Source organism: Alicyclobacillus tolerans (assembly GCF_048984885.1).
GTDB classification, from domain to species: Bacteria; Bacillota; Bacilli; order Alicyclobacillales; family Alicyclobacillaceae; genus Alicyclobacillus_I; species Alicyclobacillus_I tolerans.
On the sequence record NZ_JBMGNK010000002.1, the window covers coordinates 1765866 to 1791292 of the forward strand.

Here is a 25427-nt window from a genome sequence, read left to right on the forward strand (position 1 = left end):
TGTAATTCACTGAATGATTATTGAACATTGGGTTGAAGTAAACAGCGATAATAAGGTAAAATCTATCATGTTAGGTATAGAATACATAAAAGAGGAAATGTCTCTTATACGTAGAGGTAAAGATAATGTACGGTCAGTCATCGCCAAGGGTTTTGCAAAATGATAGGCTTGAATTTACATTCTGCAAAACCCTTGATTTCAAATGCAGGAAATTGACTCAAGTAAATCGTGACTTTCGGAATATTTTTTACTACAAATGAAAAAATATTTTGAGATCACGTTAAGCATCTAATAGAAGCATTTCCTCGTGTAAAGATTGATACATGGTAGCTTCTGAACGAGCGATATAGCTTCCTGCTTCCCATTGGATAGCCAATTCTTCGGGCTTAGAATATTGAATTAATACATTTTTGCATAATTGATAATGGCGTGGTTCATGTTCATCTGCGTGACAATGCCAAAATAAAAGTTCGAGGGATTGCTTTTTTTGATAATTTGGATGGCTAAGTCCGGATGCAATTTCCCCCATAATTCTCCCCGCAAACATTTCAGAACCTAGTCCAACAGCGGACATCGCAGCGAGTGGCATTGCTTGATGAAAGAATTGAAGAAAGGTCTCTATGGCAGTCTGAACAGCGTTTCCCATGGGCTCAGGCGGCATACCCCAGTCATTTAGTTGGATATTAGGATCAACACTTTTTAAAAACGTCTTATACAGTTGTTCATGTGAATGACCCACGGCCCCTCTACCCGCTTCATCCCATAAATTGTCTGCTAAAGGCACCCACCAAGAATCGATCGGAGCCATGGCAGAAATGGCTGCGCCAAGTATACGAGGGAAGTGTCTGCTGTAATAAGAGTACTGAATGGCAAAGTGTCGCAGTTGTTTCATCGTGTACTGTCCAGCTTTTAATGTTTGAAAAAAATCGCGTTCTAAAAATTCTTTTTGTACGATGAGATTGATTTCATTTTCGACATCCACGTAATGATTCCACATAAAAATCCTCCATCTTTTTTTACATCCTAGCCTAATCGAAAAAGCGTATTGGAACAAGGAATGAAAGTGTCTCCTACCACTTTGCCCTCCACACTCTCAATGTCAAGTCATGCAGAGAAAGGGGGGCTGTCGAATGTGGAAACGATTTTTACGCCTGCGAAGAGGCGAAGACGAGAAAAGTACCATAACGGGGCTTATGAAAATGACGCTCACGGTACTTCCTATTGTCGCCACGGTGGGGGGCGTGTCGTATGTGGCCTTGTCCACAAGGCACCAGGCACTGACGCCTGCCCGTTCGTTTGCGGCGAAGATTTGGGGCGGCACGTACCAGAACGCCTCTTCATCCGGTGGTGGTTCTGACGGGTCAGGCGGCGGAGTCACCGTAACGAACCCGGCACCCTCTATTTCGGGGGTATCCTGGAATACCACAAGCGGTGCCAGCCCTTCGCTGACGATCAGCGGCAGCAACTTTGTGGAAGGGGCCACCGTAACGCTTTTGGATACCACGGCAGGTTGGCAGACAGGAGCCCAAAGCGGTGTGACACCGAATGCCACATGGATGTCGGCATCGAGTATCGACGTCAGTAGTCTTCAAGGATATGGAAATGGCAGCTTTGTCTTTCAGCCGAATGATGCGATTACGGTGGAAGTGACCAACCCGGATGGTCAGGATGCCAAGTATGACACGACGTATCCGGGTGGGGCAGTGTCGTTGACGCTAAGTGCACCGCAAACCGTACAGGAAGGCGAACCTGTAAACATCACAGGGAGTGTGACGAACAACGGTCAGGGGCTGGCGAATGCCCTGGTGAATTTGTCTGCGACTGGCGGTTCGCTTGATCCGACAGGCGCGTATACAGATAGCAACGGCAATTATGTGGCGCAGTATACCGCGACAACGACAGGAACGTATACACTGACAGCCAGTGCGGACGGAGTTTCCCAGTCAGCAACGGTTCGAGTCGTAGCGCCTCAACTCACCATATCCGTGGCCACACCGTCGTACGGTGCACAAGTGGGTCAAACGTACACGGTCTCCGGGCAACTGACGCTGAATGGCCAGCCGGTGTCGAATCAAATCGTGACGCTTTCGGCCACAGGTACTGACAACGGCGGTACGCTTTTGCAGCAGACGGTTCAAACGGATGCGAACGGAGAGTTTAGCACCGAGTGGACAGCGCCGCCCGATGCTGGCAGCGTGCAGATCGATGCGGCCAGTGGTCAACAGACCGCACAGACAGAGGTCACTGTGGTCGCTCCGCAAATCACCATCACGACGAATGCTCCATCTTCTGGCGCGGTAAGCGACAATACCTACACCGTATCTGGGCAACTCACGCTGGGAGGTCAACCGGTGACCAACCAAACTGTGACGCTTTCAGCCAGTGCTGGAACCCTCGGAAGCACGAGTGTCACGACGGATAGTCAGGGAGATTTCAGCACGACCTGGACGGCACCGGGAACGGCAGAAAATGTGACGTTGACGGCATCGGTGGGTAACGATGCGCAAACAGATACGGTCATTGTCGTAGAGCCGGAGATGAATGTTGCGATCAGCTTGAACGGCACATCCGTACTTCATGAACAGGCCAGTGCCAATGGTACGTCTCAAAGCGAAAGCGAACCGATGATCTCGGGTGAAACGTATGATCTGACGGCGCAGGTCACCGATGATAGCGGGAACCCGTTGCCGGGACAAACGGTGCAAATGTCGGTCGATCAGGGAACGCTGAGTGAAGCGTCGGCAACCACAGATGCGAATGGCGATATCTCCTTCACCTGGACACCAGCTAGCACCCAAGGTCAGACCTTGGTATCGGCACAGATGCAACTGACGGTGGATGGACTCACGAATACGGTTTCTGTAACCGTCTATCGGCCGCAATTTCAACTGGTGGTCCAAAACAACGGAGAACCCACTTTGACCGGTGCAACCTATGATCTCTACATCGACGTGATGGCGGATGGACAGAGCGTCGGCAATGCTACAGTTGATGTTTCGGCTTCGGCAGGGAGTCTTTCGGCATCCTCGACGAACGTAGGTTCGAGTGGTAGCAATGATGCCATCCAGTGGACAGCGCCAAACACGGAACAAACGGTGACGCTCACGGCAGAGACGCCGGGAGGAACGGGTGTCTACAGCACGCAAGAACCCGTCTATCAGCCGCAGATTACACTCACGACGAGCGCACCATCATCGGGTGCGGCACAAGGCGGTAGCTATACAGTATCGGCGCAAGTCACGGCGGACGGACAGAACCTGGGAACTTCAGGTTATCCACTGACGGTCAACTTTGCTGCAAACGAGGGATCCGTGTCTCCGGAGAGCGTGACCCAGCCAGATAGCAGCGGTGATTTTACGACGAACTGGACGGCTCCCAACAGTGAAGGGAATGCCGTTATCACGGCAACGGTGGGCACCACCAGCGCGAGCCTCACCGAGCCGGTGGTGGGTACGACACCAGAGGTAGTCGATAGTTATAGTGTGGAAGGTTCAGTGCTCATGGTCAATGGAGATACGCTCTATACGGCAGGAACGAATCAAATTTTTGCGTATCATGCCAATAACGGCACACCAGAAACCACATACAACGGTCTCTCTTATCCCCCTGTATGGTTGGGTGAGGTAGGCGGACTTTTCTATGAATATGGTATAGAAAACAGTGGTTACGGTGGATACAATGATGACAATTTACAAGTCGCTACGATCAATTCTCAAACGGATGGGGTCACTATCTTTGGTTATGGAAGCTCGGCTCAAAACTACAGCTTTACGCCACTCTACGCTGCTGCATTGCCAGGAGAAATAGCTTATTCCAATGTATACGCGACGGAAAATGGTTCTTATGTCACCATGCACTATGGTTTGACTCTTGAGACGACAAACTATCAATACCCATACGTATCTTTAACACCGCCTGCTTCCACCGTCACCTATGGTCCTTATTTTGGATTAGCCGCTGTCAACGGGAACTTTTATACGGTGTTTCAGTCGAGTTTTCAGTTTTACAGTGACACCAGTCACCTGGACTGGGCCGAAATCAGTCCAAACGGCGCGGTGTTAGGGAAAGGCATGATAGGAAGTGTGAACCAGGGAACGTACAGTCCCCCCTCTCAGGACGCTGCCATGGCAACAGGCAACGGTGGTATCTATATCACGGGCAGTCAGGGAGATTGGTTTCTGAACACAAGCAACAACCAACTCACCCAGTTATCCACAACCGTAGATAATATTCTGGCTGCAGGAGATGGATTTACCTTTTATGCGAATCTCAATCAGTCGACGAGTACAACCATTCAAGTAGAGAATGCCAACAATACGATGAGTTACGGCGGCGTAACGATTCCAGGGGGAGTCGCCTCAGCCGTGTACAACAACGGTTATCTGTTTGTCTTAACAAATCAGGGTTCGATCCTGACAATCCGCCCCTAAAGTCCCCTTGTTACCTCGTTTTCGCCTTCGCCTCCTTCCAGGGGGAGAAGGCGAATTTTTTCATCAGAAAGGTGACGAGCATTGATGACCAAAGAAGAATTGCTTTGTGAAGTGGAATCTCGGTGTGGAGAGAAATCAGCCGTCGTGCATCGCGTGGTACAGGCGCTCATTGAAACCATGAGTGATGCAGTGAGTCAAGGTGAACGAGTTCCTCTGGTGCCGTTCGGCATTTTTGAGCCGGTGGAACGCGCGGCTCGCTTATGTCGAAACCCGAAAACGGGGGAATTCATGGAAGTCCCAGCGTATCAAAGCGTGCGCTTCAAACTGTCGAAAAAGCTGAAAACGCGGGTGAACTAGGATGAAGGTGTACCTGGAGCTGGCAGACAAGACGATGGAAACCTGGGTTCGGAATGTCCTGGGAGAAACGAGAGTGACGGAAGCGCGAGAGGAAGCTAGCTATATCCTCACAACGGTGTTGGAGACGGCAAAAGAGGGCGTCCAAGCGGGGAAAACGGTGGGTTTGGTGGCCAGAAATTCGATGGTGGCCCGTGAGGGTAAAGCGCTCGGATGCCAGGTGATTGGGTCTGCACAGAGCATCGATGCCGTAAAGCTGTTGGCTTGGCTATTTGGGGACGCCCCTGTATGGCAAACGTCACAGACCGTGACCGTGCTATCCGAGCCTGGCGCAGGTGGGTCGTTTGTGGCCTGGAATCTGGCGGCGGCACTGCGGCAAAAGGGGATGGACGCGGTATTGGTTGCACCCCCCGCTTCTCCTGTCCATCACTGGGGGCAATCGTCTTCCTGGATTGTTACCAGTGCTCCTGCTGAGGCAGCCGTGCGTGTGTTGGACGGAAGTGGGGTCTCCGGCGCCTCGATAGAGCAGGCTGCGCAGCGGGCGCTTTTGCAAACGGATGCTGTCATCTGGGTGACCGATTCGGATCCGGCGCGACAGACGCCCATAGAAGGTGTGATTTGGATGGTCAATCGTTGGCCTGAGGAGGAGGAGATCCCTGACGGTGCGGCGATGGTGTTCCCGGACTTTGGACACACAGCCTTTGTCGCGATGCGCGAAGGTCAAGCGGTGTCCGAACGAATCTCTGAATTGGCAGACGCTTTGTCAGGTGGGCTCCTTTCCTTTTGGGGAATGGAGGCGACTTCATCACCTGTCGACGAGGCGATGAAGTCTACCCAGGAAGAGGATACACAAGTGCAGGAGGAAACAGATTTCACATGGGACGAAGCGGAACCTGTGTTGCCGAAAGACGGGTTTGACTGGGAGGGGTGAAAGAGATGCCGAGATTGAGTGCAGAGGCCAAACTTACGCCGGAGATGGAAGAGGGGAGGGTGACATCTTGATTGCGCTCTTGGTGAAAGAGGACAAGGCCAAGGAAACGCTGGCGGAGCTGACGGTTCTGGGGGACGTGGTGCGGGTACAGAAGATGTCGGAGTTAACGCGTGCCTTCGAACAAGGGACGCTCGAATGGATTCTGGTGGATGAGCGTATGGGGATTCAGGAAGCCGTTCAGACGAAGTTTCCACAAGTTGTGGTAACGTCGATCTTGCCGCCAGGGGATGTGTTTGCGCTCCTTGCAAAACAGGAGCAACTGGATTCCAGGGTCAAAAACGATGCGGCGAATGAGGCGAATGAGGCGAATGAACGGATCGAGTGGACAGAAGCGGTAGAAGAGGGAGAATTGGCGGTTTCGGATACCTGGGTCAACGCACCATCCACGCCGCTGCGGAATGGACAGGAATCACCGCGTGAAGTTTTGCGCCGCACGGAGGAAGCATTGGTTTCCAATCGGCTCATGCCCGCGATGCCAGAGCCACCCCAAGCCCCCGCGTTTTTTCGTCGACGAGGCACCCCGCTCATCATGCTGGAAGGCCCCAAAGGTGGTGCGGGTCGTTCGACCGTGGGGGCGCATATGGCGCTGTATGCGGCCTTGCATGGCAAAAGAGTGACCATTGTGGATTTGGATGTCAACGGGGACATTTCAGAGAAATTTGGCTTTTTGCAAAGTGCGGATGTACGCGGCTGGCGCGGGGGAGATATGGCTGCCGCTGTTGCGGATGGGATCTGTCATGTCCATGAAACAGGGGTTCATCTCATCCCCAGCCCCCAGAGCCGGGATATTGTCCTGTTGGATCCGGAGGATGCCTTGTATCTGGTGCAACTGGCGATGAGTGAGATGGATCTGGTTTTTGTGGATATGCCTCAGGGCTGGACACCTCTGCATCGACTTTTGTTGCCCTTGGTCAGTGAGGTGGTCATGGCCGTCAGGACCTTGCCGGATTCTTTGGGACGAGTGGAAGAACATGCGGAAAAATTGGTCATGGCGAAAGTCGAACCGGACAAGGTATCGGTGGTGGTCAATCAGGCGAGAAAACGCTCCGAACTCAAAATCGTTCAGCCGCTTTTGACGCCGTATCAGCCGCGTGTGCTGGTTCCGTATGATCGCAAGTTGGAAAAGCTCGGCGGCTTGCATGGAAAAAAACTTTCTCTCGCTTGCAAAGACTGGTGGGACAGCAGTTTAGGTTTTCAAAAGTCAGTGAAGAAAGGGCGATGGAAACGATGACGGTCGTGGGACTGGATTTGGGATATGGGTATGTCAAGGCGACGAACGGTGAACAGGACATTCTCTTTCCGGCGGTCGTAGGGGACGGATTTGAGAGAACCACGATGTTGGGGGATGTTGTGCCTTATGAGGTGGTTTTGGAAACGGGGCAGGGGAGGCGGCATCTCTTTTTAGGCGAGTTGGCCGAACGAGAATGCCTGGATGCGATTGTGAATTTGTCGAGCCGAAAACATGAGGATGAAGATACGGAAGCTTTGGTTCTTACCACACTGGCGCTTTTGATGCGAGACGAGGGAGATGCCCCTCGCGTGGTGACTGGCTTGCCACTTGCCCACTATGCTTTGCAAAAAGAGTCCCTGCAACAACGTTTGGCTCATATGCAGGGCGCGGTGACGGTGGAAGGTCGCAAACTCAAGGTCTCAGCTGCCTCGGTTCGTGTGGTGCCGCAGGCAATGGGAGCGATGATGGCAGGGCTTTTGGATACCCGAACGCTCAAGCCTCGCGACGAGGCGTTGCTTCGTCATGGTGGATATCTGCTATTGGTCGATATCGGTACGCGCACCACAGGTTTTGTGGTCTTTGAGACGAGACCGTTTCGGTATGTGGAGAGCTTGTCGGGCTCGGTCGATGTAGGCGGGCATACATTCATGCAGGAGTTATCCCGTTTACTTGGACGTGTGGCGGGGGAGAGTCCCTCCTTGTCGGATCGGGCGTTGTATCAGGAGCTCTTGGAGACAGGCAGCGTCTTTTTCGGCGGCAGGATGCACACCTTGACGGACGAGGTGGACATGGTGCGCCAGAGAGTCTATACCGCTGTGATGCGAGAAGTCATGGCGAAACTGGGGGCGCAAACACTGGGCAAAGTGCAGGCGGTGTTTTTGGCGGGGGGTGCTGGAGCAGGGGCTGCACGTTATTTTCAGTCTCACTTTGCCCGTGTGGAGGTTCTGCCGGATGCGCAAATGGCAAACGCAAGAGGGTTTCGCCTCTTTGATTTGGCCACGGAACTCTCTTGATAGGGCTGTGGCGTTGACCAGCCCTTCTCTCTTTCCTGAAAAGAGAGGGGGGCTTTGTTTTGGCTTTGTGGCATCAACGAATTGTCGATCCCGTGACGGGTGGACAGGTAGGACTAGAAATTCTTTTGCATCACGCGAAAGAAGTGTTGGAGATTACCCACAGTGCCGGGACGCTGGTGGAAACGGAACAGTATATTTTGCGGGAAGCCTGGAAACGCGCCCGGTCTTCGCCGCAACTTCTGGTGTTTGTCAACGTCACGGCGGAAACGATGGCAGCGGAACGATTGCCTTTTTGGCCGGAAGACTCTCCGCGTAATCTGGTGCTGGAGTTGACGGAGAGCCGCAGTTTTGATGCGGAAAAAGTGGAGAGGTGGTTGTTTCCCTACCGGGAGCAAGGATTGCAAGTGGCACTGGATGACTTTGGAACGGGTTTCAATCAGTTTGAACGATGCAGTTACTTGCGCCCGGATTTTCTAAAAATCAACTGGATGGGCCACGAAGAAACGATGCGGGCAGCCCTGTCCTTTGCGAAAGAAATGCTCTCTCGCGTCATCCTGGAGCGTGTCGCCACAGAGCGACAGGCCGAGTGGGCTAAACGCCAGAGTGTGGGATTGGTGCAGGGCTACTTTTACCACCGCCCTGAGCCGCTTTCGCCATCGGTGGTGATGATTCCATGAAGGTGGCGGTGGAGGGATTTGGGCAAAGTTTTCTCGCCTGGAATCTGGCAGGATGTGTGCGCGGTGCATGGATTTACGCGGATCGGGACGCCCCGTATCGGTTATGGAATCGGGTGATACCTGTGGCTGAACGGTGGCTGGATATTCCCGTTGAAGCGCCTGTGGTGTTCCTGGATCACGCAGAGCCGGAAGTGGCACCCGATGTTTTGATTCTCTCTGCCGCGCCAGACCCTTTGTCTGTGTGTTCTGTACGCTCTCGCCTGGAAAGAGCGCGAGGAAAGACGGTATGGGTCATGAACGGATACGAACGGGAAGTGGGGAAACCTTGGCCGTTCGAGGAGCGTGAGGTGCCGCTGGCTACAATTCCCTGGGATGAGCGAAACGCGACGTCCTATTTGATAGGGAAGCCATTGACGATGCGCGATCCATCGTTTCGGCGGCACTGGATGCCGATATTGGAGGTGCTTTCACTTGTGGATTTGGTTTGATCGGGACGTGGCGCGATGGAAGAAGATGGAACAGGTCTATCGGCAAAAAGGTTATCCCGTGCAGACGCTCTCCAGGGAACAGGATTTTCCGAAAAGCGGTATAGAACTGGTCATCCTCACGCGAAAAGAGGACGCGGGGATGGCGGCACAACTTTCTTCGGTCTACGGTGTACCCGTGATTCTGAGCGTGCCGGGACTGAAACCTGACGTGCCGCCGGAAGGCTGCGCAGAGATGCTGCCGTATCCGCCACATCCGGCATATCTGGAAAAGTGGGCCAAGCGAGAAGAGCGTGCGCTGGATGCGCCGAAAGAACCTTCGCCCGCGCTGAACCCTGCAGGTGTTTCTGCCAATGATCTCATGGAACAGATGATCCGCCAAAAAGCCTCGAAACAGACGTTTTCCTTGCGGGGGCAAACCGTGCCATTTGTGGAACCTTTGCGCCCGCTAGCGAAACGAGCAACGATTCTCACGATCACCGGAGTCAAGGGTGGAGTGGGCAAAAGCACGTTTTCCATTTTGTTAGCCAGAAACCTGCATCAGAAGGGCCAACGGACCGTGCTGGTCGATTTGGACAATATGGGAAATCTGGCGAGACTCCTGCGTGTCGATCCCATCGTTTCCACGGATCGGTTTGAGGTACTCTCCAATACGCTCAACGACGCGGAATTGGAACAGAATCTGATTCGTACAGGGTATGGTTTTTGGGTCATTCCGAAAGGTCAACGGCCTATGGGACTTTCAGCAGATGGCACTCGAAGACTGATGTATCTGCTCTCGCGGTATGCGGACACCGTGATTTTGGATACGCATCCTAGCCGCATGGTTTGCACGGTGGAAGCCATGCGGGAAGCGGATGTCGTCCTTGGTGTGACCGGGACGGATCGGAGCACCTGGGCGGAAATTCGAGATTTTTTCAGTCTGACGGAGAAACCGGTGCATCTGGTGTTGAGCCGTACACGGGAAAAACCGGGTGTACTTCATGAGATTTCGCAGATTTTGGAGAGCCAAACAGGCTACCCGGTGCTGGGTTATGTACCGGAAGACGACAAGCTCTTTGAGGAAGTGCAAGCGGGGGAAATGTTGATGGGCAGTCCGGCTATTGAGACGGCAATGAAACAGATTCGCCTCAAGTTGTGGCGGGAGGATGTGCAAAAGACGGAGACGGAAAAAGAGGGGATGCGGACATGGCGTTTCGGACGCTCAAAAGGCACACGTACTTGATGCTGAGTGTAGGGTTGGCCTTTGCGGCAGGTGGATTGGCCTATGTAGGGTACAACCGGGCAGTGCAATCGGTGCGTGTGGTGACGGCTTCACAAAACCTGGCACCCGACACCGCTTTAACGGCAGGTGATTTCTCGACGGAGACTGTGCCTGTGGCACTGGCTCGGCAATTGCACTGGCTGACGGACAAACAGATGCTGGTCGGGCGGTATTTGCAGGTAGGCGTGACACAAGGTCAACCCATTTCCACGACGGATGTGGCCGGGCAAACCGACATTCCTGCACTGCTGGCCTACTATCAGGCGCATGAACATCAAAATGGTTTAGTCGTGGCGTATACGCCTTCGTCGGTACTGGCGGACAGTGTGGAACCTGGTCAGAACATTGCGGTCTTTTATACGAAACAGGAGCCGAACAACCAGAGTACAGAAGCTCTGGTGGGGCCGATTCGTGTGCTGGCCGAGGTGCCGGGGAAAACGCCAGTGTTCATCTTGTTCCTCACGTATCCTGAATTCCAGTTGGTGGGAGAAAGTTTGCAAAACGGGCAGGCGCAAATGACGTTGGCCACGAGTGGCGTCCCGATGATGGATGGCAGCACGAGCACAGGTGAAGCGGAGGCTTCGTCCACGGCCAAGTCGTCGAAAGGCGGGAAAAAGGGATGACGGGTATCCTGGAAGAACTGGAAAAACTGCAACAGGAGTCCGAAGCCTATTTTGCCGAAGATGAAGCCGTGCTGGAGCGGCAAAAAGAGGTAGAGAAAGAAACCCGGCGCCTCATGGAGCGGGTTCGCGAAGAGAACGAATGGCTTCGCAACCTGCCGCCCAGGCGCGAGGCCCATGCGTATTTAGGAAGGCTGGCCGGGCTGATTCGCATTCCCGCGCGGTATCAGGAAGAAGCGATTCAGGAAGTTTTGAACAACATGTATGGCTATGGCAAGCTTCAGGCGGTGATGGACGATCCGTATATCTCGGATATCATGGTCATCGGCGGCACACAAGTCATTGTGACCCGAAGAGGAGAGCGAGAAGTGGTACCGGGGCTGGTGATGCAAAACGAGGAAATTGTGGATTTTGTGAGCAAGAAACTGTCGGGTACGACGTACAAATTTGATTTGGCCAATCCGCGGTGCGATGCGATGTTGGCCGATGGGTATCGCATGCACGTTCGGGGCGGGGCCAGTGCCTGGACCGTCAAGGATGAATTTGGGGTCATTCTGCCCAGAGAGTGCATGTTTTTGACGGTTCGCAAACCGCTTTTCAACTTCAGCCTGGAGCAACTGATGGAACTGCGAATGCTTTCGCCAGAAATGGTGCAACTTTTTGCTCTGTTTCCTACGCTTCACTATAGCTATGTGGTGGCCGGTGGGACGGGGAGCGCGAAGTCGACGCTTTGCGCGGCCATACTGGGTCATGTCCCAGAAAACGAAGTGGTTGGGATTGTCGAAGAGATGCCGGAACTTCAGCCGCTTTGCCGATGGTCGGCGAGACTCTATAACAAGGGAGCCAACGCAGAGGGCAAGGGCGAAATCACCATGTTAGACTCTATCGCGGATACGCTGCGGATGTTTTTCGATCATGTGGGCGTGGGTGAAATCCGCATGGAGGCCATGGCGTATGCGTTTTTGCAAGCGGGGTTATCTGTGACCGGACATACGTTCACCACGGTGCATGCTCCCCCGCAAGCGCAGGGGATCGTCCAGCGTATGTGTTTACTCGCGGCAGGGGCACCGCAAAAACCTGCGATGTCGACGGTGGCGAACATTTTCACCAGCGTGACGCAAGTGGTGATTGGTTGTGAGCGAACACGCTTTGGCAAACGGGTGGTGGAAGTGTCTGAAATCTATCCCTACGATCCAAGTACGAAAACGGTGCCGTTTGTCCGTTTGGCGACCTGGAACGGTGAAAAGGATGTGTTCGTGTTTCATGGCATGACGCCGCGCATGGTGGAGCGTGCCAAACGACAAGGGATATCGTTGCCCGATTTGCCGATTCAGAAAAATCCTCAGTTTGAACAGGTGTATTTGGGCTAAGGAGGCCAAGCGAGATGGCGCAGTGGATTGCGTTTTTGCTGTTTTTTTCAGCGCTCTTGGCTTTTGTGGACAAAGATTTGGCGAAAGCGAGACAAAGGGCGATTTGGCAACAATCCTTTCAAAGTGAGGTCGGGCTTCGGGATGTGGGGCGAGCCTGGACAGCAGAATGGTGGCGAGAAGCCAGGATTGCAGGCGTGTCGGTGAGAAACGCGATTTTAGTTTCTGCTTTCATGGGGATCTTGGTGGCCGCTTTTCTTTCTATAGGCGTGGAACAACCTGCGCTTGCTCCGTTTGCGGGGGGCGCTGTTGGCTTTTGGTGGTTTCGTGTGAAAAGCCTGCATGGGGCGTATGAAAAGTACCAACAGCAAATGACGACAGCGATTCTGGATGAGGCGATCCCGATTGCGGTTCACTCCTTGAAAGCGACAGGGCGGTTGGAAGTGGCTGTGGATGAGGTCGCAAAGTTGGCGAAACGAAAAGCGGTGCGGGCGTTGTTTGGCGAAGTATCCGAGACGTGGAGGCAAAAGAGTTTAACCCCTGCTGAGGCCTTGGTTCGCGCCGCTAGAGAACGGGATGTGGAGGTGCTTTTAACGCTGGCTACGATGACGCGCGATGCGGCAGACTTCCAGCCGGACTATGCCGAGATGTGGTTGGGATACCGGGAGCAGATGTTGCAGATTTTGTATCATCAACGCCGTGTCGCGGCGCGGACGAGAGTCAGTAAGCGAAATGCTTCTATTTTTGTCTATCTGGTAGGCTCTTTGTTGCTTCTGGCATATCCTCGCATGGGACGGTTTTTGACGTTTCAAACGCGCGTTGGATTTTGGCTTTTGTTGCTGGTAATGGTGGGGGGTATGGTTCTTATCTATCGGATGGCGGCCAAAGCGTTGAAAGAAGTCTAAGCCTTCGCTCTCGTTGCACTTTGAATTTCTAAGTCGTATTCTGATACGAACAGAGCTCACCACGCCTCTCATCGATGCGGACCAGGGTGAGCCGATTTATTTTGTTTGGCAAGGATTGTTATGACTGAACTAAAACCGGCTCAAACGTACGAAGAACAGCTTACGATTCTGAAGTCACGTGATGAACACGCATGAAGAAAACAAAAATGCTCACTACAGTAACGAGATCAAATAGAGGAGTAGTTTAGGCCATTTTTTCTGGGTTCATAAAGGTTTTTTTAAGATAGGTATACATACTATGCGTTTTGGTTCATAAATAATGAATGTTTCGTGACATATGAGCGAAATTTTGCAATGAGCGATCCAGGCTGTAGAATTCCTGTAGGGAGGGGATACACATGTCTGGCGTTCAAGCGAGAAGGGACGATATAGACTTTCCGAATTTGGAACTGCATAAAAATTGTTGAGCATTCTTCGTGAAAATCCAGAAAGTGATTTTAGATGAAGAATTGCTTCGTGAAATCGTTGGGCCAATGTTAAGCACGATTAGACAGTTAATGCGTGAAAAACTTGAGGTTGCAGAAAAGGGCAAGCATATAACAATCAATGTTAAGAGCATTACTTCATCGAAAGATTTTTTGGAAACTGCCGAATTAGTGGCTCAATTTGGGATGAGTTAACAACAAGTGCGTCGCTGGTGTGAAGAATGGAAACTCAAGGCTCAACGTACACTAGGTGGAATGTGGAAGATATTTGCATTGCAGTTTGAAGGTGTAGTGATTTTAGCTCCGAAGGAAAAACGTAGTCATAGAAGGATTGAGAGCGTAGCTGGGGTTTGGAAGGATCAATATCAGTAACGCCAAGAATTAGAAAAGAGGTGTGACTAACGGCATGTCTTTTTATGTGTTATCTAATGGAAAAAAGTTCGCTGGGTTAGATCTTATTCTATATAAACTTCATATTCAGACTATTCGAGCTATCAGCAGTTATGAGTGTATTTCTAAATACCCCATTTTAAAAGAATTACTTAGAAGATTATCTCTTGGTTACCATTTCTCTGAGTTGTACTCGGGTTGATTCTTACACTTAGTGTTTATAATAAAATTTACATATTAGAAACTAAAGTAAATAAACTCGCAAATAATTATTAAACATATGAATATTCCTAATAAAGATATATTACGTATAATTCGGCTGACACTTTTTATTAAAATGAGAATAAATAAAAGCAAAATTATAACCCATAAAATAATCGATATGAGCATTCCTACACTCACTAGTAATCACCTATCCGGCATTAAATTTAAGAGGGGCACCTTTAAAATATATGCGCCCCACCTTGTTCAATACCCAATATAGATTAAGCTCCAGGAATTTGATAAAAATCTACAACGTCTGTGTGGTGATCAGTCCACGCTTGAGCGGCTTCGTATGCTGCTCCAATTGCAAATCCCGCGGCGACGACTACACCAACGATAGCACCTACGCCAGTTTCAGAGGTAATAACCGAAACTAATGCACTAGATGCACTTAAACCTGTAGCTGCATAAAATGCATATTCTGAATTTTCTGTAGCAGAAACAGCACTCCAATAATTATTTAGAACGCTTGAGTTGTTGCTGGTCTCAGCTCCCGACCAGTACGCATAAGATGTATTGTTAGAGTTAATCGCAACCATCCAATACTGGGTAGAACCGCTAAAAATGCTGTCTTGAGCATAATCTCCCCACCACTGTTCTGAAACCCGCTCAGAGATGTAATTGGGACTAATAGCAGTACTTTTTTTAGTAGCTAACCCTGAATTTAAGTCTGTCAAATTAAAAGTTTGTTGTGTATTATTTGAATTTAGAACGGTCATTGTTTTAGTAATCTTATTGTATGTTACAGTAGTAGTCTGCCCGTTTACAGTTACTCTTACTACGTTATCAAAAGGGTTTCCATTAGACATCTTTTGAACATATATTGCATTCCCATTGACTGAAAATGATTGTTTATTTCCAACAGCATTAAGTTGTGAAGTACTAGCATATGCAGATGGAATATTAATGCCTATCATAGTAGATAGAGCAAATACTCCGCCTACAATTTTTTTTAAAATAGTTTTCATCCCAACACCTCCAAATATTTAAAATATATAGAAATTTACTCTATTTTATAGATAACTTCATATAATGTCAAAATAATGGATGCCCCTGAAAATAGAAATAAAAGTTTTAATATTCAGTTATATTTACTGTTGTTCCTGCTATATCCCACTCTTTTGTAGATTCTCGTAACGGTCTTTTTTCTTCAATACCAATTTACCCTTCTTCCAACGTTCGTATTGCTCTTGGCCACGCGCATTTTCTTATTCGATAATTCCATCGCATAGGTGGCTCGTAGCCTAATTTGCAACAGAAACTGCAACTTCTTCTTCGTGGCAACCATGAACTGACGATTAGAAAATCGTGGACTATCCGTTTATGATAATGCAGGGACAAAACATTTTTAGTGGGTTCTCCCTGCTGATCAAACCATGACCGAACCTATTCTACAGCCGTGCTTCATCGGAACTGGCAACGCTAGCGTCAAGAACCCCCTCTTGGTCATCTTCATCATATCCAGCAGAGCCAGTTGGTCAGATAGGTTTTAAGTCGTATCGAAGTAAACTGCTTCTGGTCTTTCAGCCCAATCTCGTGTAGTCTTGACTTCCTAGAGGCATTCTCCTTTCTGTTAGCCCAAACCGATGATAACAAAAGGGATAGGGAGACTCCCACTTTCAAATTTCCACGAAATTCTGGACAACGCCCACTTGATTAACGTAGACACTTGCCGCCCTCTCTTTCCCTGGGGAAGGAGGGGTTTTTCATGACGATTTGTGCCGTATGTCACAGGGGGTTGTCCAATCAGGTCTCGGTCTCCAGAGGAACGGGACCTGTTTGTGATCGGAATGTACGGTCCTATCTACAGGTCCTTATGACCAGCGAGATGGCAGAGCAAGCAAGAACTTCGTGGGCAAGGCTGCGCGGAGAGCCTGTCGGGATGCGAAACCGTGCTGTGGAAGCGGCCAGGACGCGGTTTTTGGCTCGAGTGCATAGACAAGAAATCGTTCCTGTTCAAACGGGTACGGTAGACATGGAAGACGCCAACTCCAGGCGCAATGCAGGGCAGACAGAGATTTGGTTTGAACAGTTTGAAGATGGCATGCTCATTGCTCATTCGGGCACGAATGAAGATTATGTCGTGGTAGCCGATCATACAGGGGAACAGGCGGTCAGTTGCAGTTGTTCAGCCTATGCGTTTCATCGAAACCAACCTGCTGGAACGCCGTGCCGACACATGCGGGCCTACAATGTTTTGGGTCGTCATGCAGAAACCGAGACAGCGCCTTCGGCAGACAGCGTGGTAGGACATCGAGTGGAAGGCGCTCCAATGCTCATGCAAAGGATTGTCAATGAAGAGATGGCTGTAGAGCAGGAACGTGACACAGCCTTGCAACAGTGGCATGAAAGGCACCAACATGATGGTATCTTGATGAGCGAGAACGACGCCGCATGGCAAGACTTGAAAGCACGGGCGATGTCTGGCGCAGGTTCCTTTGAAACCGAACAGGTACTGGATGGATCGGATACTACGTTTGGCTTTGAATTGGAAGTGGAATTCGCAGATAGAGGAGCGTTTCAGCGAACGCTGCAACGATTGAAGGAGGAAGGGATCACGGATGTACCGATGCTTCGTCAGTATCACAGCCGTGGAACAGAGGGCTACTGGAATCCTACACGAGATGGCAGTTTGGAAGAACCGGCTGTGGAACTGGTTTCCCCCGTACTTCGGGATACGCCGGAAAACTGGAGAAAGATCGGAACCATGATGCAAATCCTCCATGAGTCCGGGGCACTTCGCCAAACGAACCATACTGGTCTGCATATTCATATTGGAAACGATAAGTTGGATGATCGCGGATATCGCTGGCAGCGTTTGGCGCGAACGGTTGCAGGATTTCAAAGCTGCTACTATCAGATGGGTGCGGCGCGGCACTCGGAAGGCAGGCCTGCCAATCATCGTGGGATAAACTACACTCGACCGCTCCACTTGCCTCACTTGCAAAGATTGCGCCGTACCGATACGGCTGTGGAAGCCTCCAAAAAAATCATTGGCGAATACCGAAATCGAATCGGGGATCGTTATTACATGATCAGTACGCATAAGCAAGCCCATGCCGGTGTGCCCACCGTAGAGTTTCGCTATCCCAATTCCACGCATGATCCCGTCATTTTACAGCGTCAAATCCAATTGGCGCACGCCACCATTCTGCAATCGGCCTATCTGAGAAAACACATGCCTGGTGCAGAGCGCTTGCCTAAACTCTTTGCCCATGATACAGGACCGGAGATGAACACCCTTTCTGAGGATAGAGAAAAGAGATTTCGTCAGTATCTTGATACGCTAGGTTCGGATCGTTTGCGTCTCTTGGCGACCCAATTATGGGTACGCGGAAGGGCTTGACAATGATTTCCATATCCTGTATCATAAATTCCAGACAATGGAATATATGAGAATGGGAGGTGGATCATATGTTGTACTTTGCGTATGGCAGTTGCATGGATGAAACGGATTTTGCACGGACCTGTCCTGGCGCTTCCAGGTACGGACTAGGAGTTTTGAGCGGTTATCGGCTTCGCTTCAATGGCTATTCGGCAAGTCGCAAGGGTGGCATCGCCAACATTGAACGAAAACCTAAAGAAAAAGTTTACGGTGTGCTGTGGGAAGTCACGCCAGCGATGCAAAAGCGCCTGGATCGCCGAGAGGGAGCGCCGTGGTTTTATCGACGGATTCCTGTGCAGGTGGTCACGGAAGACGGGGGAATAGTGCGGGCGTTCACATATGAACTTGTGCAGCCGTATCTTTGGGACGTTCGCCCACACCCGCACTACTTGTACCTGTTGATGAGAAGTGCACCGGAAGAAGCCGTATCCGCGATATTTCAGATATTGCGTAATATTCGTTGCATAGAAACGGAGGCGGATGAGATTGACGATACCTGTGGAAGAGAGATTCAACCGTTGGCAGAAGCATTTTTTTAGGCCGCTGGAAGAGGGTAGACCGGCGGACTGGGAACTGATTGCCCAGTTTGGCGAGGAGCCGCCTGTGGAGTGTCATTCCATTACGGGGCTGATTTCCTGGTTGTATGGCGCAGTGTATTCAGGAGATGAAAGAGAAGACACGCAATTCTTTTTTCGCTACCATATTGTGAAACCTTTGCATCAAAACTGTACAATGTGGGGGCAGCGTTCGCAGATTTTATACGGGCCTGCGGTGATTCACGACAATACGGTTCCCCCGCCGTGGGCAAGTGAAGAGGAACAGGAAGAATGGGAAGAGATGGAGTTTTCGGATGAGCCGCCTGTAGAGTGGAACATTCTCACGGAACGAACGCTCATCCAGTCTTTGCTTCAAAACGGTGCCTTGCGGCTCATGGAACGCAAGGATGCCTATATTCTGAGAGCTAATGCTGACATACGTAAACGAACTTGCGGAGATTGTAGGGCGTGCCGTTTTCTTGTGGAAGAACAGGGAAGAACGATTTGTCAGGCACAACGGCAATGGACGGGCGCGGATGCTGAGTATGGGCAAACCTGTGGTGATTTTTCACCGAATTCCAATGGAAGCGCAAGTGATCAGTATATCCGTATCGATGCAGAAGACGTCTATTTGCCGCCGTGGACGGTGCAGACGTACTTTGGGTTAGGTGATGAGTCGAGAAAAGGGAGTCGGCTGGACGCATCGTGGATCACAGAGATGAAGGAACAGCTGCACAACTATGAAGTGTATGAACGAGATCACGGTAACGAATGAGTAACGAAAAAGTAACGAATTTGTTCCAAACTGAGCAAAACCTCTGAACATAAAAAGTCCAGAAAACCCTGATAAAACAAGGTTTTTCTGGACTTATGGATACATGGTGATACAACCGGGAATGTTCTAGTATGGAATATGAAATCAATACCTGGAGTCGCTAATCCACTTTCAAGTGTACAAAGTACACTTTCTAATCTAACAAGCTCTTTGACAAATGCTTTAGGCCAAGGGTCTCAACAACTGGGGAACTCGCTGGGAAGTGCATTAAGTCAGGGAGCAAACCAGTTGAGTAGTAGTCTGAGTTCCTCAGGAAGTAGCTCCAATCCAGTCAATCAGCTGGGAAGTGCGTTGAGTCAGACATCTGGCTTATTGGGCTAACTTTTGTATGTGGGATATGGGCAGCATGCTGTCCTAGTTTTATAAATTTGCTGCCCATTCTATGATGTGATTTTAAACGGTTTTCAGACTTTTATTCATTCATGTTTATGAGTTATGAAAATACTTTATATAAAGTTCTAAACTTGCTTCAGTACTCTTTCTGAAAAATCGTATAAATCAAACAGTCGAATATCAAAAAAGTTATCTTGATTTTTAATCGAATAAGTGACTTTTCTATATGATGTAGAAGTAAATCGTAGTTTATATTTTATTGTTCATAAAATATAAAGTCATGAAAAAGAACGATATAACCCAATTACTTTTCCTAAAATATTTACATGATTGAAATAAAGGGGTTGTAGCGAAGAGTTTTCTGGTTGAAGTCGAATTCTGTTCATTTCTCTAAAAAATCTTTTTACAGTTGCTTCTTCATCATCCGTAATTGCTACGACAATATCACCGTTTTGAGCAGTTGACTGTTGGCGAATAAAAAGTAAGTCTCCATCCATAATACCAGCTTCAATCATGCTGTCACCTTGAACCTTAAGTAAAAAAATTTGTTCAGGAGAATGATACGTATCTGGCAAAGGGAAATAACCCTCTATATGCTCTACAGCTGTGATGGGTTTACCAGCGGTTACTTTTCCAATAATGGGAGCATAGTAAATTGCAGAAGACGATTCCCAATTTGTTGAAGTTTTTTTCGCGATTTGAGTATGCTTCTTTAATAATTCGATTGCACGAGGTTTAGTTGGATCTCTTCGTAGATATCCTTTTTGGCTTAACCGTTCTAAATGACCGTGGACGGTTGAACTAGAAGCGAGTCCTACTGCCTCTCCGATTTCTCGAACGGATGGCGGATATCCATTTTCTGCTATACATTTTTCTATAAAATCAAGTATTTCTTTCTGACGTTTGCTAATATCCATCGCCACAAAACTCCATTCATGCGTACATTCTAATCCTAAGCATAGCATAATATTCTTTGGATGCAAACATATGTTCCGGTTTGTTGGATTGTGTTGAAAATCAAAAATATTTTGGCGTTTTATTCAATCATGTAAGAATTTTAAATGACATTTTCAAGGCCATAGCCATGTACAAATCATCTATTGTCAAACCTAGACCGCTCAAGTTACTATAAGTAAATGTCTTTCCATTTGAAAGGATGGTGTTTTGTGGCGCAATCAGATATAAGATTGAAGTGGTCTATACTTGCAGCTGTTACTTTAGTTTCGTTTATAACGAATGTGGATGCCACAATTGTCGTTATTGGTTTGCCCCGGCTTATGTCTGGTCTCCATATTTCAGTTGTAACTGGACTTTGGACGATTACGTCGTACATTATCACCAGTACGGTTTTTCTTCTTCCTGCAGGTAGATGGTCGGACCTCATAGGTACTAAAAAAATATTTATAGCTGGTCTTGCAATTTTCACAGTAGCCACGTTTTTATGTGGTATTGCGAATTCTGGAAGTGCACTCATTGTATATCGTTTTATTCAGGGAACAGGAGCTGCATTAGCTCTAGCCACTGCCACACCCATCATTGTTAAAGCGTTTCCTGCTAATGAACTTGGTAAGGCGTTGGGGATTAATTCCACTTCTTGGGTAATAGGCTCTATCGTAGGACCTGTTGCAGGTGGCGCGCTGATAAACGCTTTTGGCTGGCGCTCTATTTTTTTTGTAACCATTCCATTTGCCATCATAGGCATGATTGCCGCTATGATCGTACTTCGTGCGGATGTGTCACCTAAGCAACAGGTCAAATCAGATTGGCTTGGTATGATCACGTTTGGTCTAGGGCTTGTAGGATTGCTTGTGTCACTTTCCGAAGGACAGTCCTGGGGTTGGTTATCGCTGCGCACTCTTGGGTTATTTGTTTTGACGCTGGTACTTTTCATATTGTTTGTTTGGATAGAATTACGTGTGAAAGCGCCTCTATTTAATCTCTCGCTAGTCAAACATCGTCATTACTCAGCAGGACTTGGCGTTACATTCAGTTACTCGATTGGTTACTTTGCAACAACGTTTCTGTTAACGTTGTATTTGCAGGGTGCGTTGCGTTTAAGTCCCTTGTCAGCAGGTTTATTGTTGATTCCGTTATCCGCACCTCAGCTTGTGATGGGACCATTAGGTGGGGCAGCGGCTGATCGTTTTGGGCCGGCACGGTTGGTGCTTGTAGGGGTGTTCTTTTTGGGGCTTGGAGTGTATTTCCTAGGCAGTCTAGGCCCGCAATTGAGTGTAATGGCAATCATTCTTCCACAACTTTTGATGTCTACTGCTAATGGTCTAGGGTGGCCGGCGCTTACAAAGGCCGTGCTTTCATCTGCGCCTCGGGAACAGACCGGTGCTGCTTCAGGTATGTTTTATACGTTTCGAAATGTTGGGATGTCATTGTCACTGACATTGGCGTTAGTTGTTGCAGAGGTCAGTGTGCCACCCTCTGTTGCGTCGCAAGCGTTTCTTGGCACGGCAGGCGTTTTAAGTACAAATATCAAAAGCGCCCTGGTAAATTCAACGGATAAAGGTTTTCAATTCTTTATTTTATTCTATGCCATCGCATTTATATGTAGCTTGGTTCTGTTACGTCCTCATCGTTCTGGACAAATGAGCAATTCTACTGTTTCAACACAAAAACAAGCATGAAGACATCAGATTCGTATCTAAAATAAATTATAGAAAATTTCTCAACGCCGAAGTGGACACTTCGAAAACTTGCGGCGTTTTTTTGTTTATCTTTCTAATGCTTATCAAAGTAGATATCTAATTCAAAAGAGGAGCAAGTCTCTGTGATGCAGAATAAAAAATTAAATTTTTAGGCTGTCAATAATTGAGGGATATGTGGATGAAAACCTTTTGCGCAAATGATTTTAGAGTATTGGTTGTTGATGATGATCCGAATATTATCGATCTAATCCGGATGTACTTGCAGAATCAAGGATTTCAAGTCAGTACAGCTCATAATGGAAATTCAGCACTTTCGAAATTACAAACAGAGACTATCCACATTGTGGTATTGGATTTGATGATGCCGGAAATGGATGGTTGGGAATTATGCCAAATCATACAGAAGAATCATCCTGTCCCTGTTTTAATGGTCACGGCAAGAGGGGAAATGTCTGACAAATTAGAAGGTTTCAAGTTGGGGGCAGATGATTATATTGTTAAGCCTTTTGATCCCAATGAACTGACGGCTAGAGTGGTTTCTTTACTTCGTCGCTCTTATTTGTCACAAATGCAAACACAGTTAAGCACAGTACGTTACCATGATTTTAAGATCGATAACCAAGCACATGAAGTTTATATCAAAGATAAAAAACTAGAACTCAGTCCACGAGAGTATCAACTTATATCTATTTTGACTCAACATCCCAATCAAGTATTAACCAGGCAACAATTAATCGCTTTAGTTTGGGGTATCGATTTTTTAGGTGAAGATCGTGCAGTTGATGTACTTGTAAAACGTCTTCGCAAAAAAATTCCTAGCAATCCTCATTATCAAATTTCTACAGTACGTGGTATTGGTTACAAATTTGAGGTGGGGGACAAGTAATGCTGACTTCTATGTTTCGTAGAATTCTTGTTGTATACATGAGTGTTATTTTCCTTGCTTTTACATTGTTATCTTTTGTTATCAATATGGAGATTCGTCATTACCTTGTCGAACAACGTTTTGTTGTACTTCATCGTGATGCTGAGATTCTTCTGCCTGAAATTGAAAGGGCAAATCAGATACCACAATCAAATTTACGATTCAAAAAACAATTGGCCAGATTGAAACAACGAGATGATGTAACCATTAATTTGCTTCTTTTGAATCAAGGCAATGATTTAAGAAAAATTCAGCAATTATCTCGCCAACTGATTCGGAATCGTGATATTTACAACACATCTGCGGTTAAAAAAGTAGTCAATGGACAAATCATACAGATTGTAGGTCCTTTTAGTAAAGTGAATCGAGAGTCCATGTTCACCATAGGGCTGCCTATTCGAGAACAGGGAGTTATTATAGGAGCCTTATTCCTGCATACGCCCATTCAAAGTCTTCAAGCCAATCAAGTGACCCAAATTATTGTTCTCATTGCTATACCTATTTTAATAATAACGATAGGTATTCTGTATTATTTTTCAAGAAAATTTTCCCATCCGCTATTGAAAATTACACAAGCTGTTCAATTTATTGGTCAGGGAAATTTTAATCAAAGAGTTCCCGTGCAAGGAAATGATGAAGTAGGGCAGCTAGCCATAACTTTTAATCAAATGGCAGTAAAACTATCAAAATTAGAAGAAATGCGTAAAGATCTCATCGCCAATGTTTCGCATGAAATTAGAACTCCGCTAACCTCAGTTCGCGGATTTGTTCAAGGCATATTAGAAGGTGTTATTCCAGCTACTGATCAAAGAAAATATCTTGAAATTATTTATAAAGAATTAAATCGACTCAATAATATTTTAAATAGTATGTTAGATTTGTCTGCAATTGAGACAGGTCATTTAACTTTAAATTGTCATGCAGTTTCCTGGACACCTCTTGTTGAGGATGTTATTCATCGAATCCGTGCGCGTATTGAACAAAAAAATCTTGAGTTTCGCATGGTTGAAACTCCTGAGGATATTGAAATTTGGGGGGATCCTGAACGGCTAACACAAATCCTCTTTAATTTATTGGATAATGCCATACGTCACACTTCACAAGGCAAAATTGAAATCATCAATTCTATAGAAAACGAAAAATTGCAAGTTTGCATTTCAGATTCGGGGGAAGGTATTCCTGAAGAGATGCTTGATCACATTTGGGAGCGATTTTTTACTGGGTCTGTTTCACGAACTTCTTCAGTTGCGAGAACTGGTTTAGGTTTGACGATTGTTAAATATTTAGTCGAAAAAATGCAAGGAACTATTGAGGTTCAATCGACGGTTGGTGTTGGTACTATATTTACTTTGCGTTTTCCGCTTTATATTTGCGAGTAATAGAAAAATAATTTTGGAGTGAGCTGATTGACATACAGTTGACATATGGATTGTCTATCTTTTGATACAAGAAATGAATTTTACATGTTTTCTATCTTACACCTGTATAGGAGGAATCAAAATGAAAAAAAGAACCAAGTTTATGCTCAGTTTGGGCACTTTACTCGTGACCATGTCAATGGCAAGTTCAATGGTGTTTGCAGATACATCGAATGCATCGTTTGCACAAAAATACCAAGAAAATCAAAATATAGAAACCCAATTACTTAGCCAAGTGAACACAGAGAATGTCCCGTCAGGAAATGCTGCGCAACTTCTTGCTACAATTCAAGATATCAGTGCACAAATTTCAGCACTTTATGCGTCTGAACAAAATCTTGTCCAACAAAAAGGCAATCTTCCCAAAATGACATTATCCACAACCCAGAAAAATGCAGAGTTAAAACGTTTAGAAAAAAAACGTCTGAATGTATTGAAATTAAATGAAGACGCATGGAAGTTAGTCATAGAATATGAGCATCATCCACACCAGAAAGGACTACTTGCCAAGGCGATTCGCGATCATGATAAAGATCAAAAAAGATTGACTTCCATCGATGCAAAAATCGCAAAATTGAATAAAAATGAGTCGCTCGACAACTGGTCCAAACATCCCTATCATAATGCCTTACCTGTACTCGATGAATCTATTTTACGTTTACAGAAATCTGAAATTCATTATACAAAAGAGTTGATAATGGAAATTCACAACAGTGATGGAACTACCACAGCTACAACCTACGGTTCAGGATCAGGAAATTGACATTTAGATAAGGTATATTTTGAAATAGAAAAATAGCTACTAGATTCCACAGCCCCTGACCTATCTGAAGGCAGGGGTTTGTGGCTGTCGTATGATCAG

The 25427-nt window shown here is 47.6% G+C and carries 22 protein-coding genes; 19 read left to right on the forward strand and 3 right to left on the reverse strand.

All coding sequences use genetic code 11. From position 1 onward, the window contains the following. Positions 1-280: 280 nt before the first annotated feature. On the reverse strand, positions 281-997 hold the full coding sequence (locus ACOJUR_RS08825; RefSeq protein ID WP_072875103.1) for an iron-containing redox enzyme family protein: 717 nt from the start codon (positions 995-997) through the stop codon (positions 281-283). 133 nt (positions 998-1130) lie between these two features. Here ACOJUR_RS08825 and ACOJUR_RS15990 point away from each other — a divergent pair, with 133 nt between their 5' ends. The 12 genes from ACOJUR_RS15990 (at position 1131) to ACOJUR_RS08890 (ending at position 14017) form a co-directional block, all read left to right on the forward strand. Further along, positions 1131-4430 (forward strand): beta strand repeat-containing protein, encoded by a 3300-nt coding sequence (locus ACOJUR_RS15990; RefSeq protein ID WP_476692316.1) that lies wholly within the window; start codon positions 1131-1133, stop codon positions 4428-4430. Between the two features lie 84 nt (positions 4431-4514). Continuing rightward, positions 4515-4787 carry an HU family DNA-binding protein gene (locus ACOJUR_RS08840; protein ID WP_420949803.1) on the forward strand — a complete coding sequence of 91 codons (273 nt, stop codon included), beginning with the start codon at positions 4515-4517 and terminating at the stop codon, positions 4785-4787. A 73-nt stretch (positions 4788-4860) separates the two neighbouring features. Further along, positions 4861-5715: a hypothetical protein gene (locus tag ACOJUR_RS08845; protein WP_420949804.1), complete on the forward strand. Its 855-nt coding sequence runs from the start codon at positions 4861-4863 to the stop codon at positions 5713-5715. A 67-nt stretch (positions 5716-5782) separates the two neighbouring features. Then, on the forward strand, positions 5783-7006 hold the full coding sequence (locus ACOJUR_RS08850; protein ID WP_420949805.1) for a CpaE/TadZ family protein: 1224 nt from the start codon (positions 5783-5785) through the stop codon (positions 7004-7006). Further along, positions 6994-8019, forward strand: a complete 1026-nt coding sequence (locus ACOJUR_RS08855; RefSeq protein WP_420949806.1) for a ParM/StbA family protein — start codon at positions 6994-6996, stop codon at positions 8017-8019. The genes ACOJUR_RS08850 and ACOJUR_RS08855 overlap by 13 nt, the downstream gene beginning before the upstream one ends. A gap of 59 nt (positions 8020-8078) precedes the next feature. Further along, the gene (locus tag ACOJUR_RS08860; protein WP_072875117.1) at positions 8079-8696 is read left to right on the forward strand and encodes an EAL domain-containing protein; all 618 of its coding nucleotides are present in this window, start codon (positions 8079-8081) and stop codon (positions 8694-8696) included. Continuing rightward, positions 8693-9184, forward strand: a complete 492-nt coding sequence (locus ACOJUR_RS08865; RefSeq protein WP_420949807.1) for a hypothetical protein — start codon at positions 8693-8695, stop codon at positions 9182-9184. Before ACOJUR_RS08860 ends, ACOJUR_RS08865 begins: the two co-directional genes overlap by 4 nt. Next, positions 9168-10406, forward strand: coding sequence for a MinD/ParA family ATP-binding protein (locus ACOJUR_RS08870; RefSeq protein WP_420949808.1), 1239 nt, complete (start codon positions 9168-9170; stop codon positions 10404-10406). Before ACOJUR_RS08865 ends, ACOJUR_RS08870 begins: the two co-directional genes overlap by 17 nt. Continuing rightward, positions 10319-11068: an SAF domain-containing protein gene (locus tag ACOJUR_RS08875; RefSeq protein ID WP_420949809.1), complete on the forward strand. Its 750-nt coding sequence runs from the start codon at positions 10319-10321 to the stop codon at positions 11066-11068. The genes ACOJUR_RS08870 and ACOJUR_RS08875 overlap by 88 nt, the downstream gene beginning before the upstream one ends. Beyond that, positions 11065-12435: an ATPase, T2SS/T4P/T4SS family gene (locus ACOJUR_RS08880; RefSeq protein ID WP_203114137.1), complete on the forward strand. Its 1371-nt coding sequence runs from the start codon at positions 11065-11067 to the stop codon at positions 12433-12435. The genes ACOJUR_RS08875 and ACOJUR_RS08880 overlap by 4 nt, the downstream gene beginning before the upstream one ends. A gap of 14 nt (positions 12436-12449) precedes the next feature. Continuing rightward, positions 12450-13337 carry a hypothetical protein gene (locus tag ACOJUR_RS08885; protein ID WP_420949810.1) on the forward strand — a complete coding sequence of 296 codons (888 nt, stop codon included), beginning with the start codon at positions 12450-12452 and terminating at the stop codon, positions 13335-13337. Positions 13338-13813: 476 nt separating this feature from the next. Further along, on the forward strand, positions 13814-14017 hold the full coding sequence (locus tag ACOJUR_RS08890; RefSeq protein ID WP_420949811.1) for a hypothetical protein: 204 nt from the start codon (positions 13814-13816) through the stop codon (positions 14015-14017). A 680-nt stretch (positions 14018-14697) separates the two neighbouring features. Here the strand turns inward: ACOJUR_RS08890 and ACOJUR_RS08895 are convergent. Further along, the gene (locus ACOJUR_RS08895; RefSeq protein WP_420949812.1) at positions 14698-15444 is read right to left on the reverse strand and encodes a geobacillin-26 family protein; all 747 of its coding nucleotides are present in this window, start codon (positions 15442-15444) and stop codon (positions 14698-14700) included. Positions 15445-16184: 740 nt separating this feature from the next. Between ACOJUR_RS08895 and ACOJUR_RS08900 the strand changes: the two genes are divergently transcribed. The 3 genes from ACOJUR_RS08900 (at position 16185) to ACOJUR_RS08910 (ending at position 19172) form a co-directional block, all read left to right on the forward strand. Further along, positions 16185-17822 (forward strand): amidoligase family protein, encoded by a 1638-nt coding sequence (locus ACOJUR_RS08900; RefSeq protein ID WP_420949813.1) that lies wholly within the window; start codon positions 16185-16187, stop codon positions 17820-17822. Positions 17823-17890: 68 nt separating this feature from the next. Then, on the forward strand, positions 17891-18400 hold the full coding sequence (locus ACOJUR_RS08905) for a gamma-glutamylcyclotransferase family protein (RefSeq protein WP_420949814.1): 510 nt from the start codon (positions 17891-17893) through the stop codon (positions 18398-18400). Further along, the gene (locus ACOJUR_RS08910) at positions 18348-19172 is read left to right on the forward strand and encodes a hypothetical protein (RefSeq protein WP_420949815.1); all 825 of its coding nucleotides are present in this window, start codon (positions 18348-18350) and stop codon (positions 19170-19172) included. Before ACOJUR_RS08905 ends, ACOJUR_RS08910 begins: the two co-directional genes overlap by 53 nt. 671 nt (positions 19173-19843) lie before the next feature. Here ACOJUR_RS08910 and lexA read toward each other — a convergent pair. After that, positions 19844-20482 (reverse strand): transcriptional repressor LexA, encoded by a 639-nt coding sequence (gene lexA / locus ACOJUR_RS08915; RefSeq protein ID WP_420949816.1) that lies wholly within the window; start codon positions 20480-20482, stop codon positions 19844-19846. A gap of 249 nt (positions 20483-20731) precedes the next feature. Between lexA and ACOJUR_RS08920 the strand changes: the two genes are divergently transcribed. The 4 genes from ACOJUR_RS08920 (at position 20732) to ACOJUR_RS08935 (ending at position 25328) form a co-directional block, all read left to right on the forward strand. After that, a complete protein-coding gene (locus tag ACOJUR_RS08920) occupies positions 20732-22201 on the forward strand; it encodes a DHA2 family efflux MFS transporter permease subunit (RefSeq protein WP_420949817.1) in 1470 nt (489 codons plus the stop codon). A gap of 199 nt (positions 22202-22400) precedes the next feature. Continuing rightward, complete coding sequence (locus tag ACOJUR_RS08925; RefSeq protein ID WP_420949818.1) at positions 22401-23108, forward strand: response regulator transcription factor; 708 nt, start codon at positions 22401-22403, stop codon at positions 23106-23108. Continuing rightward, complete coding sequence (locus tag ACOJUR_RS08930) at positions 23108-24526, forward strand: sensor histidine kinase (protein ID WP_420949819.1); 1419 nt, start codon at positions 23108-23110, stop codon at positions 24524-24526. The genes ACOJUR_RS08925 and ACOJUR_RS08930 overlap by 1 nt, the downstream gene beginning before the upstream one ends. A gap of 121 nt (positions 24527-24647) precedes the next feature. Continuing rightward, positions 24648-25328: a hypothetical protein gene (locus ACOJUR_RS08935; RefSeq protein WP_420949820.1), complete on the forward strand. Its 681-nt coding sequence runs from the start codon at positions 24648-24650 to the stop codon at positions 25326-25328. Positions 25329-25427: the final 99 nt, after the last annotated feature.

Coding starts and splice junctions, on each gene's coding strand:
- ACOJUR_RS08880 (WP_203114137.1), top strand. CDS start 11,065: ATGACGGGTATCCTGGAAGAACTGGAAAAACTGCAACAGGAGTCCGAA.
- ACOJUR_RS08865 (WP_420949807.1), top strand. CDS start 8,693: ATGAAGGTGGCGGTGGAGGGATTTGGGCAAAGTTTTCTCGCCTGGAAT.
- ACOJUR_RS08855 (WP_420949806.1), top strand. CDS start 6,994: ATGGAAACGATGACGGTCGTGGGACTGGATTTGGGATATGGGTATGTC.
- ACOJUR_RS08930 (WP_420949819.1), top strand. CDS start 23,108: ATGCTGACTTCTATGTTTCGTAGAATTCTTGTTGTATACATGAGTGTT.
- ACOJUR_RS08925 (WP_420949818.1), top strand. CDS start 22,401: ATGAAAACCTTTTGCGCAAATGATTTTAGAGTATTGGTTGTTGATGAT.
- ACOJUR_RS15990 (WP_476692316.1), top strand. CDS start 1,131: ATGTGGAAACGATTTTTACGCCTGCGAAGAGGCGAAGACGAGAAAAGT.
- ACOJUR_RS08905 (WP_420949814.1), top strand. CDS start 17,891: ATGTTGTACTTTGCGTATGGCAGTTGCATGGATGAAACGGATTTTGCA.
- ACOJUR_RS08900 (WP_420949813.1), top strand. CDS start 16,185: ATGACGATTTGTGCCGTATGTCACAGGGGGTTGTCCAATCAGGTCTCG.
- ACOJUR_RS08885 (WP_420949810.1), top strand. CDS start 12,450: ATGGCGCAGTGGATTGCGTTTTTGCTGTTTTTTTCAGCGCTCTTGGCT.
- ACOJUR_RS08825 (WP_072875103.1), bottom strand. CDS start 997: ATGTGGAATCATTACGTGGATGTCGAAAATGAAATCAATCTCATCGTA.
- ACOJUR_RS08895 (WP_420949812.1), bottom strand. CDS start 15,444: ATGAAAACTATTTTAAAAAAAATTGTAGGCGGAGTATTTGCTCTATCT.
- ACOJUR_RS08840 (WP_420949803.1), top strand. CDS start 4,515: ATGACCAAAGAAGAATTGCTTTGTGAAGTGGAATCTCGGTGTGGAGAG.
- ACOJUR_RS08935 (WP_420949820.1), top strand. CDS start 24,648: ATGAAAAAAAGAACCAAGTTTATGCTCAGTTTGGGCACTTTACTCGTG.
- lexA (WP_420949816.1), bottom strand. CDS start 20,482: ATGGATATTAGCAAACGTCAGAAAGAAATACTTGATTTTATAGAAAAA.